The sequence below is a fragment of the Paroceanicella profunda genome (genome assembly GCF_005887635.2).
Taxonomy (GTDB): Bacteria; Pseudomonadota; Alphaproteobacteria; order Rhodobacterales; family Rhodobacteraceae; genus Paroceanicella; species Paroceanicella profunda.
The window spans coordinates 3,877,251-3,889,760 of the sequence record NZ_CP040818.1; the positions used below are offsets into that span (position 1 = coordinate 3,877,251).

General features: G+C 69.8%; 11 protein-coding genes. 8 read left to right on the top strand and 3 right to left on the bottom strand.

Going from position 1 to position 12,510, the window contains the following annotated elements:
• Positions 1 to 36 precede the first annotated feature (36 nt).
• From FDP22_RS24590 to FDP22_RS17345, 4 genes are all read left to right on the top strand, one after another.
• Positions 37 to 645: a paraquat-inducible protein A gene (locus FDP22_RS24590; RefSeq protein WP_170317746.1), complete on the top strand. Its 609-nt coding sequence runs from the start codon at positions 37 to 39 to the stop codon at positions 643 to 645.
• Positions 642 to 1,331: a paraquat-inducible protein A gene (locus tag FDP22_RS17335; RefSeq protein WP_138575971.1), complete on the top strand. Its 690-nt coding sequence runs from the start codon at positions 642 to 644 to the stop codon at positions 1,329 to 1,331. Before FDP22_RS24590 ends, FDP22_RS17335 begins: the two co-directional genes overlap by 4 nt.
• Entirely contained in the window at positions 1,324 to 4,002 is a 2,679-nt protein-coding gene (locus FDP22_RS17340; protein WP_170317747.1) for an MlaD family protein, read from the top strand. The genes FDP22_RS17335 and FDP22_RS17340 overlap by 8 nt, the downstream gene beginning before the upstream one ends.
• A gap of 923 nt (positions 4,003 to 4,925) precedes the next feature.
• Positions 4,926 to 5,540 (top strand): PqiC family protein, encoded by a 615-nt coding sequence (locus FDP22_RS17345; RefSeq protein WP_170317748.1) that lies wholly within the window; start codon positions 4,926 to 4,928, stop codon positions 5,538 to 5,540.
• Positions 5,541 to 5,690: 150 nt separating this feature from the next.
• Here the strand turns inward: FDP22_RS17345 and FDP22_RS24965 are convergent, their stop codons facing one another.
• Positions 5,691 to 5,933, bottom strand: coding sequence for a hypothetical protein (locus tag FDP22_RS24965; protein ID WP_239031816.1), 243 nt, complete (start codon positions 5,931 to 5,933; stop codon positions 5,691 to 5,693).
• Here FDP22_RS24965 and FDP22_RS17350 point away from each other — a divergent pair.
• The 4 genes from FDP22_RS17350 to FDP22_RS17365 are packed head-to-tail and all read left to right on the top strand — an operon-like array spanning position 5,902 to position 9,903.
• Positions 5,902 to 7,017 (top strand): ABC transporter substrate-binding protein, encoded by a 1,116-nt coding sequence (locus FDP22_RS17350; RefSeq protein WP_239031817.1) that lies wholly within the window; start codon positions 5,902 to 5,904, stop codon positions 7,015 to 7,017. The two genes, FDP22_RS24965 and FDP22_RS17350, sit on opposite strands and share 32 nt — an antisense overlap.
• Before the next feature lie 9 nt (positions 7,018 to 7,026).
• Complete coding sequence (locus tag FDP22_RS17355) at positions 7,027 to 7,938, top strand: carbohydrate ABC transporter permease (RefSeq protein WP_143972274.1); 912 nt, start codon at positions 7,027 to 7,029, stop codon at positions 7,936 to 7,938.
• Positions 7,935 to 8,765, top strand: coding sequence for a carbohydrate ABC transporter permease (locus tag FDP22_RS17360; RefSeq protein WP_239031818.1), 831 nt, complete (start codon positions 7,935 to 7,937; stop codon positions 8,763 to 8,765). The genes FDP22_RS17355 and FDP22_RS17360 overlap by 4 nt, the downstream gene beginning before the upstream one ends.
• Before the next feature lie 7 nt (positions 8,766 to 8,772).
• The gene (locus tag FDP22_RS17365; RefSeq protein WP_138575968.1) at positions 8,773 to 9,903 is read left to right on the top strand and encodes an ABC transporter ATP-binding protein; all 1,131 of its coding nucleotides are present in this window, start codon (positions 8,773 to 8,775) and stop codon (positions 9,901 to 9,903) included.
• A gap of 69 nt (positions 9,904 to 9,972) precedes the next feature.
• Here FDP22_RS17365 and FDP22_RS17370 read toward each other — a convergent pair whose 3' ends face one another.
• Together FDP22_RS17370 and FDP22_RS17375 are read right to left on the bottom strand one after the other, a co-directional pair.
• Positions 9,973 to 10,314 carry a hypothetical protein gene (locus tag FDP22_RS17370; RefSeq protein ID WP_138575967.1) on the bottom strand — a complete coding sequence of 114 codons (342 nt, stop codon included), beginning with the start codon at positions 10,312 to 10,314 and terminating at the stop codon, positions 9,973 to 9,975.
• A gap of 581 nt (positions 10,315 to 10,895) precedes the next feature.
• Positions 10,896 to 12,131 (bottom strand): acyltransferase family protein, encoded by a 1,236-nt coding sequence (locus FDP22_RS17375; RefSeq protein WP_138575966.1) that lies wholly within the window; start codon positions 12,129 to 12,131, stop codon positions 10,896 to 10,898.
• Between the last annotated feature and the right edge of the window lie 379 nt (positions 12,132 to 12,510).

The following is a 12,510-nucleotide window of genomic DNA, read 5'->3' on the forward strand; positions in this document are numbered from 1 at the left end:
GCCACATATCACCCAGACCGGGAGACCGCGGCCTTCATGGAGTCCGACCTGCAGGGACTGACCGCCTGCCACATCTGCGACGCCCTGTGCCGTGACGAGCGGCCGGCGCCCGGACAGCGCGTGCGCTGCCCGCGCTGCGGCACGCCCCTGCGCACCTGGCGCAACCGGGCCATCGACCAGCTCCTGGCGATTTCCCTCGCGGTGCTGGTGCTGATGGGCACGGCGCTCACCCTGCCCTTCCTCGGGCTGGAGGGCGGCGGACTGGCGCAGGAAGCCACGGTGATCGATGCGGCGGAGGCCATCGGCAGCGGCCGGGCCTGGCCGCTGGGCATCGCCGTCGGCGGGCTGATCTTCGCGGTGCCGCTGCTGCGCGCCCTGGCGCTGTGCTACGTGCTGCTGCCGCTGCGCGAGGGCCACCCGCCCCGGCGCCACGCGCGCGGCGCCTTCCGGCTCGCGATCGAGCTCAGGCCTTGGTCGATGGCGGAAATCTTCGTCATCGGGGTGGCGGTGGCGCTGGTGAAGATCTCCGGTCTCGCCTCCGTCACTCTGGGGCCGGCGTTCTGGATCTTCGTGCTGCTCGCGGTGCTGGTCACGCTGGAGGACATCTCCATGTGCCGCCGGTCGATCTGGAGCCTGATCGGATGAGTCCTCCCACCCAGCCCCCCACCTCGGTGGACGAGATCCTCGGCACCACGCGGGCGCACCGGGCGCATGATGCCCCGGTGCTCACCGCGCGCGCGGCGGGGCTGGTGGGCTGCACCATCTGCGGCAAGGTGGAGCGGACCGGCGTGGCACGGTGCCCGCGCTGCGGCGCGCAGATGCAGTCGCGCCCGCGCGGGGGCATGCAGCCGGTCTGGGCGTGGTTCTTCGCCGGGCTGGTATTCTACATTCCCGCCAATCTCTATCCGATGCTGATCACCCGCACCCTGGGGCAGGAGATGGCCAGCACCATCATCGGCGGCGCGCTGGAGCTGATCGAATACGGCTCCTGGGGCGTGGGCATCATCGTGCTGGTGGCCAGCGTGGGCATCCCGATCGGCAAGTTCTTCGCCATCGCGCTGCTGGCCCTCGCGGTGGACAACCACTGGCGCATGGACAAGCACCGCCTGCTGCAGCTCTACGAGGTGGTGGAATTCATCGGGCGCTGGTCGATGATCGACATCTTCGTGGTCGCGGTGCTCTCGGCGCTGGTGCAGCTCGGCTTCGTGGCCTCGCTGTCGCCCGGGCCGGCCGCTGCCTGTTTCGCAAGCTCGGTTGCCTTTACCATGCTCTCCGCGCGCGCCTTCGACACAAGACTGATCTGGGACCGGATTGGAGAACAGAGTGACTGACGAGACCCCCGAACCGGAAGCCCCGACGATCCAGGACAGAAGGCGCCTGCCCTCGGTCGTCTGGCTGGTGCCGCTGGGGGCGATCGCGGTGTCGCTGTTCCTGCTGTGGCAGAACTTCGCCGACCGTGGCCCCCTCATCGAGATCAGCTTCGCCAAGGCCTCCGGCATCACCCCGGGCCAGACCCGGATCAAGTACCGCGATGTCGACGTGGGACATGTGGAGACCGTCAGCTTCTCACGCGATCTCGAACGCGTGGTGGTGACGGCGCGGATGGACAAGACCGTGGCGCCCTTCCTCGACGACAGCGCCCGCTTCTGGGTGGTCCGCCCGCAGATCACCGCGCAGGGGATCACCGGGCTCGATACCGTGATCTCCGGCAGCTACATCGAGGGCGCCTGGGACAACGTGCCCGGCGATGAGCAGAGCACCTTCAAGGGGCTCGACGAATCCCCCCTCACGCCCGCCGACACGCCGGGCCTGCGCGTGGTGCTGCGCGGCACCGATGGCGGCTCGCTGAGCGTGGGCGCCCCGGTGATGTTCCGCGGCGTGGAAGTGGGCAAGGTGGAGAGCAAGCGCCTCACGGCGGACGGCCGCGCGGTGGAATTCGACGTGTTCATCAACGCGCCGAACTCCGAGCGCCTGTCCACCAGCACCCGGTTCTGGAACGTCTCGGGGGTGAAGTTCACCCTCGGGCCGCAGGGCGCGCAGCTTCAGGTGGCCAGCCTCGCCTCGCTCATCCAGGGCGGCGCCTCCTTCGACGAGATCGGCACAGGCGCGCCGGCCGAGGAGGTGGAGGAGGGCCATGTCTACACCCTGTTCAACTCCGAGACCGAGGCCCGCGACCTGGTGATCGAGGGCGACCTCGAGGACCAGCTCCAGCTCGCCGTGCTGTTTACCGGCTCCGTGCGCGGCCTCTCCGCCGGCGCGAACGTGGAATACCGCGGCATCAAGGTGGGCCAGGTGGTGGACGTCTTCGCCTCCGTGGACCCCACCGACAGCAGCTTCCGCACCCGCACCACAATCGCCCTGCAGCCCCAGCGGCTGGGGCTGGAGCGTGGCGACCGGCAGGCCACGCTCGACTTCGTCCGCCAGGCGGTGCGCAACGGGCTGCGCGCCAAGCTCGCCATGGGCAACCTGCTCACCGGCGCGCTCTACGTGGATCTCGTCGACGACCCGAGGGCCCAGCCCGCCAGTCTCGACGAGAGCCAGCGCCCCTACCCGATGCTACCCTCCGTGCCCTCCGACCTCGCCGAGATCACCGGCTCCGTGGAAGGCGTGCTCGACCGGGTGAACAACCTGCCGATCGAAGCGCTGCTCAACAACGCCGTCACCCTGCTCGACAACATGAATGCCATCGTGGCCTCCGAGGGCACGCGCGAGGCGCCCGCGCGCATCGCCGGCATCCTCGCCTCGGTGGAGAAGCTGGTCTCCGACCCCGCGCTGCAGCAGAGCCTCACGGACACGCAGGCCGCGCTCTCCGCCGTGCGCCGCTTCGCCGAATCCCCGGAGTTGCAGTCCAGCCCGGCCACGCTCTCGGCCCTGCTCACCACCATCGACGGCATGGCCAGCCGGCTGCAGCAGAGCGGCGCGGTGGACAACATCACCGCCGCCGTCGCCGCCCTGCGCGGCCTCGCCGAGGACCCGGACCTCGCCGCCCTGCCCGCCTCGGTGCGCGGCGGCGTGGACGCGCTCACCGCGCTGCTGGAGGACCCGGAGATGAAGGCGCTGCCGGGGCGGATCTCCGCCAGCCTCGACAGCCTGCGCAGCCTGCTGGACCAGCCGTCCACGAAGCAGCTCCCCGAGGAGATCAACGCCTCGCTCGCCGCCCTGCGCGCCCGTCTGGCCGATCCGAAACTGGCCGAGGCCGTCGCCGCGATCCCGCCGACGCTCGACGCCGCGCGCCAGACCCTGTCGCAGTTCTCGCAGAACGCCGATCCGGTGCTGGCCTCGCTGCGCCGGATCCTCGACGACCCGGGCACGAAGGCCCTGCCGGGCGACGCGGCAAGCGCCCTGCGCGCGGCGCGCGACCTGATGGATGACGCCGGGCTGCGCGCGGCCGTGGGCGAGGCCGGCGGCACCCTCGCCGCCCTGCGCCGCATCCTGGACCAGGACAGCGCCCGGGCCACGCCGCAACAGCTCTCCGACACGCTGCAATCGGCGCGCGATCTGCTGGCCTCGCTGGAGAAGGAGGGGGCCGCGAAGAACCTCTCCGCCGCCCTTGCCTCGGCCCGCACCCTGCTGGACGACCCGGCGCTGCGCGAGGTCACGACCCAGCTCAGCCAGACGCTGGAGGCCCTGCGCGCCGTGCTGGGCGCCCCGGGGGTGGACGAGCTGCCCACGGCCACCCGCGACGCCCTGCGCTCGGCCACCGCGCTGCTCGACGACCTGCAGCGCGAGAAGCTCGGCGAGGCCGCCTCCGCGGCCCTGCGCGGCGTGCAGGAGACGACCGTGGTCGCCCGGCAGGCGCTGAACGAGCTGCCCGGCCTTCTGCGCCAGCTCGCCTCCCTGTCCCGCGAGGCGGACCAGGTGCTCGCCTCGGTGAGCGTGGGGTCGGAGCTGAACTACGAGGCGGTGACCGCGATCCGCGAGATCCGCGACGCCGCCCGCGCGGTGACCGACCTTGCCGAGCTGATCCAGCAGCAGCCGAACTCGCTCATCATCGGCAAATGATCCGCCGCCGGCCCCCTTTCGGAGGGGGGCCGGCCGCCATTCCGCCCCGGAGCCCCCGCCCGCACGCGCCCCACCGCCCCGGACACGCCCCCGCCTGCGCGGCGCGGACAGGGCTGCGCATTGCGGAGGCTGCGGAGATCACGCGGAGCGGGGGCGTGGAGGCGGCGCGGCCGCCCCGTCCGCACCCAGAGGACAGCGGGGACGATGCCCCAGCCGGGCGCACCCGCGAAACCGGCGCGGGGCCGCCTGACCGCGCTTCGGCGACACCCGCGCGCCCGGCGCGCAGACGGAGGTGGACCGCGCTGCGGACCACTGCCCCCTGCCCGGCGGGCCGTTGCGATCGCTCCGCCGGTGGCGCCCCCGTTTCCACACGCCAGCGGCCCTTGAACGGCCCCGGGAGCCGCCGAACCCATCCACAGAGCCGCCGGGAGCCGTTCGGGGCGGCAAAACGCCCGATTCAGCGGGCCCGGCGGAGGCAGCCGCGACCGCTCCTCTGCACAGGGCAGCCGAATTGTCCACATCGCGCTCTTGCGGCGCTCGCGTTATTCCACCGGCGCCGGCGGCGAAGGGGCCATCGGGCCGCCCCGGAGCGTGTCAGATGCTGAACATTGATTTTCTTGGGTTTTCCGCAGCTTCCACCCTGTTGTTACAGCGCGCCGGTGCGGCCCGCCCACAGGCCGCCAACAGGGTTGCCACCAGACAGTCCCGGAGATGCCCACAGAGTTATCCACAATTTGGTTAACCGCTGGTTAACATGACTTGCGCACAGCCCGCCCACAGGTTGCAAACCGCACACGCACAGGCCTGCCCACAGACTTATCCACAGCCGGCGCCCCGCTGCACGCATCGCGATGCTCGACCCGCGCCGCACACGTGTTAAGGAAGACCGTATCCGCACAGCGACACCAACCGGGGAAGACACGATGCCGGACCTCCTGACCGCCTGCCGCAGCTGCCTGCGCCATTTCGCCCTGTCTGCGGCCCTGCTGGCGCTCGCGGCCTGCAGCGAGGCCACGGGGCCGGCCTACTACCTCCTCGAACCGCCGCAATCCGAGGTGTCCACCGGCGAGCAGGACGCCAACGGCACGCTGATCGGGCTGCGCGAGGTGGGGCTGCCGCTCTATGCCCGCCGCCCGCAGATCGCCAGCCTGCAGCCGGACGGCACCATCCTCGCCTCCGACGCGAACCGCTGGGCCTCCGACCCGGCCCGCGGCGCGACGATCCTGCTGTCGCGCGAACTGTCGAACCGGCTCGCGACCCCCGTGGTCACCGAGCCCTGGCCGCTGGGCACCCGGCCCGAGCAGCTTGTGCAGGTGGAGGTGGATTACTTCGCCGGCAGCCTGGGCGGGGAGCTGCGCCTCTCCGGGCAGGTGCGGGTCTCGGCCTACGGGCGCGGCGACGACACCCGCAGCCGCGGCTTCGACATCCGCGTCCCCGTCGACGGGGAGACCTACGGCGCGCTGGCCCGGGCGCATGGCGTGGCGCTGGCCCGGCTGGCGGACGACATCAGCGCGATGATGGCCCCGGCCGCGCGCTGACCGGCGCCGGGGCCCGCCGGGCCCCTGCCCCCCCCAGCTCTCCCCGCCGCGCACGGGATTTCACCGCACTGAACAGCCCGCCCCGGCGCAGCGTTGCGCGGGGCGGAAACGTTCCCTCCTCACCCGAATTTGACAGTCAGCGTCAAACATCTACCATTCAGGGCAAGCAAAATCATGCCCTGAGGGCATTTTCCCATGGGAGAGGAACTTAGCCATGAAGCTCGGATTATTTGTTGGCGCTGCAAGTATCGCGGCAAGCTCTTTCGCTGTTACCGCCAATGCAGAAGAAATCTCGATTTCCTGCGGCGCGCTGGGTATTGAGCTGACACTTTGTAAAGATGGCGTGAAGAAATGGGAGGAGATGACCGGCAACACCGTGAAGGTCGTCTCCACGCCGAACTCCAGCTCGGAGCGCCTGGCGCTCTATCAGCAGATCCTGGCCGCCGGCGCGGGCGATATCGACGTGCTGCAGGTGGACGTGGTGTGGCCCGGCATCCTCGGCACTCATTTCATCGACCTCAAGCCCTACACGCAGGGCGCGCAGGACGACCATTTCCAGGCCATCGTGGAGAACAACACCGTCGACGGCGAGCTGAAGGCCATGCCCTGGTTCACCGATGCGGGCGTGCTGTTCTACCGCAAGGACCTGCTGGAGAAATATGACCGCGCGGTGCCCACCACCTGGGAGGAGATGGCCGAGACCGCCCGTATCGTCCAGAAGGGCGAGCGCGAGGCGGGCGACGACGACCTCTGGGGCTATGTCTTCCAGGCCCGGGCCTACGAGGGGCTCACCTGCAACGCGCTGGAGTGGATCGACAGCTACGGCGGCGAGATCGTGGATGCGAAGGGCGATGTGGTGGTCGATTCGCCGGAGGTGATCGACGCGGTCACCGAGGCGGCCTCCTGGATGAAGGACATGGTGCCGCCGGGTGTGCTGAACTACACCGAGGAGGAGAGCCGCGGTGTGTTCCAGTCCGGCAACGCGGTGTTCATGCGCAACTGGCCCTACGCCTGGGCGCTGGCCCAGTCCGACGACAGCCCGATCAAGGGCAAGGTCGGCGTGGTGGCCCTGCCCAAGGGCGGCGCGGAGGGCAAGCACACCGGCGTGCTGGGGGGCTGGAACCTCGCGGTGTCGAAGTACTCCGCCCACCCGGAGATCGCCGCCGACCTGGTGATGTTCCTCACCTCCCCCGAGGAGCAGAAACGCCGCGCCATCGAGGGCTCCTACAACCCCACCATCACCGACCTCTACCAGGATGAGGAGGTGCTGGCCGCCGTGCCCTTCTTCGGCGACCTCTACGACACGTTCGAGAATGCCGTGGCCCGGCCCTCCGGCGTGACGGGCGAGAAGTACAACCGCGTCTCCGCCGCCTTCTGGGGCAAGGTGCACGCGGCGCTGGAGGGGAACGAGGATCCGGAGACGGCGATGTCCGACCTCGCGGACGAGCTGGGCGCCGTGAAGCGCCGCGGCTGGTAAGCGCGGCCCATGCAGGGATCGGAACTCACCCGCGCCAAGGTGCGCTCGGCGCTGGTCTTCCTCGCGCCGATGCTCCTGGCGCTCGCCCTGGCGGCCGGCTGGCCGCTGGGGCGCACGCTGTGGTTCGCCTTCACCGACGCCACCCTCACCGACACCGGCAGCTATGCCTTCGTCGGGTTCGAGAACTTCTGGAACCCGGACTGGGGCGGCCTGCTGGAGGACGCCAACTGGTGGACCGCGGTGGGCAACACGCTCTACTTCACCGTGCTTTCGGTGACGCTGGAGACCATCCTGGGCGTGGGAATCGCACTGGCGCTGGACGTGCCCTTCCGGGGCCGGGCCATCGTGCGCGCCGCGGTGCTCATCCCCTGGGCGATCCCCACCATCGTCTCGGCGAAGATGTGGGGCTGGATGCTGCATGACCAGTTCGGCCTGATCAACGATCTGGGCATGAAACTCGGCCTGATCGACCAGCCGGTGGCCTGGATGGCGAGTTCCGCCACCGCCCTCACCGCCATCGTGGCGGTGGACGTGTGGAAGACCACGCCCTTCATGGCGCTGCTGGTGCTCGCCGCCCTGCAGATGCTCCCGCGCGACATCTACGAGGCCGCGCGCATCGACGGCATCCACCCGGTGCGGGTGTTCTTCCGCGTCACCCTGCCGCTCATCCGCCCGGCGCTGATGGTGGCGGTGATCTTCCGCGGCCTCGACGCCCTGCGCGCCTTCGACCTCATGTACGCGATGACCGGCAACAACGAGAGCACGATGACCATGTCGGTCTTCGCCCGCCAGCAGCTGGTGGATTTCCAGGACGTGGGCTACGGCTCCGCCGCCGCGGCGCTGCTGTTCGTGATGGTGGCCGTGCTCACCGCCGCGGTGCTCACGCTCGGCCGGGTGCGGCTGACGGGAGGTGTGCGATGATGCCCCGCAGCCTTGCCGGGCGCGTGGGGTTCTGCGCGCTCATCGCGGTCATCGTGCTGTTCTCGGTGTTCCCGTTCTATTACGCCGTGGTGTCGAGCTTCAAGACCGGGTCGGAGCTGTTCGAGGTCACCTACTGGCCGACGTTCGACATGGAGAACTACATCTCCATCTTCACCGAGCAGCCCTTCGGGCGGAACGTGCTGAACTCCGTCATCGTGGCCTTCTCGGTGGTTGCCCTGTCGCTCGGGCTGGGGGTGCTGGCGAGCTATGCGCTGGCGCGGGTGGCCTTCCGCGGCCGCGGGCTGTTGCTGGTCACCATCCTGGCGGTGTCGATGTTCCCGCAGGTGGCGGTGCTCTCGGGCATGTTCGAGATGATCCGGGCCTTCGGCCTGTTCAACTCGCTGCCCGGGCTCATCCTCGCGAACATGGTGCTCACCCTGCCCTTCACGGTCTGGGTGCTGACCACCTTCATGACAGAGCTGCCGAAGGAGCTGGAGGAGGCCGCCTTCGTGGACGGTGCCACGCCGCTGCAGGTGGTGCGCCGGGTGTTCCTGCCGCTGATGGGCCCGGCGCTGGCCGCCACCGGCCTGCTGGCCTTCATCGTGGCCTGGAACGAGTTCCTCTTCGCCCTCACCTTCACCCTCTCCAACGAGATGCGCACGGTGCCGGTGGCCATCGCCCTCATCACCGGGGCCACGCAATACGAGCTGCCCTGGGGCAACATCATGGCGGCCTCGGTGATCGTGACCGTGCCGCTCATCGTGCTGGTGCTGATCTTCCAGCGCCGCATCGTGGCGGGGCTGACGGCCGGCGCCGTGAAAGGATGACTGACACATGACCGAACTTTCCCTGCGCGGGCTGCGCAAGTCCTTCGGCGGGCACGAGGCGATCCACGGTGTCGACCTCGACATCCCCTCCGGCGAATTCGTGGTGTTCGTGGGCCCCTCGGGCTGCGGCAAGTCCACGCTCCTGCGGCTTATCGCGGGGCTGGAGGACATCTCGGCCGGAGAGCTGTCCATCGGCGGCGCGGTGGTGAACGCCCTGCCCCCGGCGAAGCGCGGCATCTCCATGGTGTTCCAGAGCTACGCGCTCTACCCGCACATGACCGTGTTCGAGAACATCGCCTTCGGCCTCACCCTTAAGCGGCGCGACAAGGCGGAGGTGGACGCCCGGGTGCGCGAGGTGGCCGCCACGCTGGAGCTGACCGAACTGCTGGAGCGCCTGCCGCGCGAGCTTTCGGGCGGCCAGCGCCAGCGCGTGGCCATCGGCCGGGCCATCGTGCGCCAGCCGAAGGTCTTCCTGTTCGACGAGCCGCTCTCAAACCTCGACGCCGCCCTGCGCACCCAGATGCGCGGCGAGATCGCCGACCTGCACGCCCGCCTGCCGGACGTGACGATGATCTACGTCACCCATGACCAGGTGGAGGCGATGACCCTGGCAGACCGCATCGTGGTGCTGCGCGACGGGCGGGTGGAGCAGGTGGGCCGGCCGCTGGAGCTCTACCACGAACCGGCGAACCTGTTCGTGGCCGGCTTCATCGGCGCGCCGAGCATGAACGTGCTGCCGGTGAAGGTCTCCGCTGCCGGCGCGCAGGGCCTGCTGTGCGACCTCGGCTCGGACCGCGAGGTGCGCCTGCCGCTCACCATCGGCGGCAGCCCGGAGGCGGTGCAGACGCTGGGCATCCGCCCCGAGCATCTGGTGGAGGACCCCGAGGGCGTGCTGGCGGTGACCGTGGAGCGCATAGAGAACCTCGGCGAGAGCCACCTCATCCATGCCCGCCTGCCGGGCGGCGCCACGCTCATCGCCCGAGGCTCCGGCGCGGTGTCGGCGGCCGCCGGCGACCGGATGCGCTTCGCCCTGCCGCCCGAACACGTGCACCTGTTCCTCGCCGACGGCCGCACCGCCGCCGCCCGCCACAGCGGCACGGACACCGCCCCCGCCCCGCTGCACGGCGCGCTCGACTAGGCGAGGCGCGATCAGGCAACCGCCGCGCAGGCCGGCCCCTCCCCCGGGGGCTGCGGCAGGCGCCGCCGTTCAGGGTGCGGCGAGGTAGGAGGCGACGGCGAGGAAGCCAAGCCCTATCAGCAGCATGAGCGCCTCCATCCACAGGCTGCGCGCCCGCGGGGTGCCGCGGCGGCGGGCGCGGATGCTGGCATATCGCCCCACGCCGCCGCACAGCGCCAGCGTGCCGGACACCGTGGCCAGCCACAACGCGCTCTGGCCGCTGTAGCGGTCATCACTCACCGCCCCGGCCAGCAGGAAACCCGCGCAGGGCATCAGGGCAATCGCGGTGAGCAGCGCCAGCCATCCCGAACTCCGGGCGAATGTCGGCAGCAGGAAGAGCAATGCGGCAATGGAAAGAACCGGCGCGTACATGGTCACCTCTGTCTGGAAGGCAACCGCGCTGCACGCAGGCGCCGCCTCCTCACCCCCCGGGTCGCACCGGCGCCCTGTCCGGGAACCGGGGGGCAGCGCCCCGCGCGCGCATCACGCAATGGCCAGACTAACCGATCGTGGAGATTTCGCCAGTCCTCGCGACCGCACGCGCGGCCCACGCGAGACGGGCACGGCCCTGGCAAGATGGGCACGGCCCACGCGAGACGAGCGCCCTCCCCGCGCGGCGGGGCCCGGTCCGGGCAGGACAGCCGCGGCCAGGCAGCACGGGCCCGGTCCCGGCGCGGCCAACTCCTCCACCCGGGAAGAACGGACGTGGCCAGACAGAATAGGCACGGGCGCGCACGACAGTCCGGGTCGGGCACGACAGTTCCGGGCGCGCACGACAGTCCCCGGCGGGTACGACAGGTACGGCGGGCAGGACAAGCCAGACCGGCACGGCCGGCGCGACAGCCCTGTCCACGCAGCGCGGGCGCGGCCCGCCCCGGGCAGGAGCGGGCCGCGCGTGGAAGATCCGGCCGGCACGGGTGCGGGGAGCGGGCCGTGCCGGCCGGGGGCTGCTCCTATTCCGGGCCCGGCGCATAGGCCGCGCGCAGAGGGCCCGTCCGGACGGCCGGTGCCATGCGCGGCCCGGCCGCCACCGCGCCCCGTGCCGGGCGGCGGCTGCGGCGCAGCGGGGCGCCGTTGAACAGGAACAGCATGAGCCGCGACTGCGCGATGGCCTCGTGCAACAGCAGCGGCAGGACGATCCCCACGCAGCACAGCGCGAGGAATTCGAGGAACACGTTGCCCTCCACCGTGGTCAGCCACGCCCCCATCAGGCAGACGACGGGCATGTGGAACAGGTAGATGGTGTAGGACGCCCGGCTCATCCGCGAGACAAGCCGGTTCTCCCGGTTGCAATACCGCCGGAACAGCCGCATCAGCTCGAAGGACACCAGCACGGAGAGCACCGCGGAGGTGGAGTACCACAGCAGCTTGCTGATCTCGCCGGGCTGGTTGAACGCCGTCGCGCAGCCCAGTGCCATCACGCCGGTGATCACGAAGCGGCTGCGCCCCGCCTCGGTGAGGTCCAGATAGCGGAACAGGAACCCGGTGGCGAAATAGGGCAGGAACAGCGCCCAGGCCTCCAGGTTCACGATGCCGAACAGGCGGAAGTCGAACCCGGTCAGCCGCTCCACGCCGTAGGTGCCCAGCCGCACCGCGAGCGTGTAGAGCATGATGCCCACGCAGAACACGTAGAGATTCACCGGCCGCGCGGTGAGCTGTCGGAGCCCGCGCAGCGCGGCACTGTCGCGCAGGCTGTGCAGCGTGGCCGCGACGAGGAAGTAGAACACCAGCGCATAGAGGAACCACAGGTGGCCGACCCAGTTCTGGTTCACCTGCCGCAATTCGTGCAGGTATCCGGGCAGGATCACGCCATCCGCCTCGCCCGAGGCGCGGAAATACTGGTGGGCCAGCATCACCACCGGGCTGATGAGCAGCGTGGCCACCGCCAGCGGCACCAGCAGCCGGGTGAGGCGCGACATCGTCCAGGCCCGGGTCGACATCTTGTGCAGCGTCAAGAAGGCCAGGATGCCGGAAATCATGAAGAAGGCCGGCATGCGGAAACTGTTGATGAGGGAGGCGAAGTAGGTGAGCAACGCGCTCTTGTCATCTGAATGGATGAACCACTCCGTTCCCTGTGAATAGATGAGCGCCGCGTGATAGGGCACCCCGAGCGTCATCAGGAAGGCGCGCATCCAGTCGATGTGATGCATGCGCGGCTTGCCCGGCGCCGTCGCCGACGGTGAGGTCATGTCGTCATCCGCTTCCGAAAAGTTGCGATGTGGAACAGGGCGACGCGCCCGGCCGCAGCACGGCAGGGGACAGCGGCGCCGTCAGCACGCAACGGCCCAGGTCATCATGAAAAATGTGAAGAACTGGCAAATACGAACAGCAAGCATTCCGCGCGTAAGCTTTCGGGAACACTTCTATCGAAAAGCAAATCCGTACACGTGGCCGGCCGGGCAAACGCCCGGGGCATCCGCTCCCGTCATCGTCGATGACAGTTCACTGATCCCTGCAGGGTGGCTCCGGAACCGACCGGCACGACGCCCCTCATCCGCGGGATCTCCCCTCTCACCAGAATAGTTAAGAGGTATTTTTTCATAGTCAATTTAAATGAGAAATCTGCGG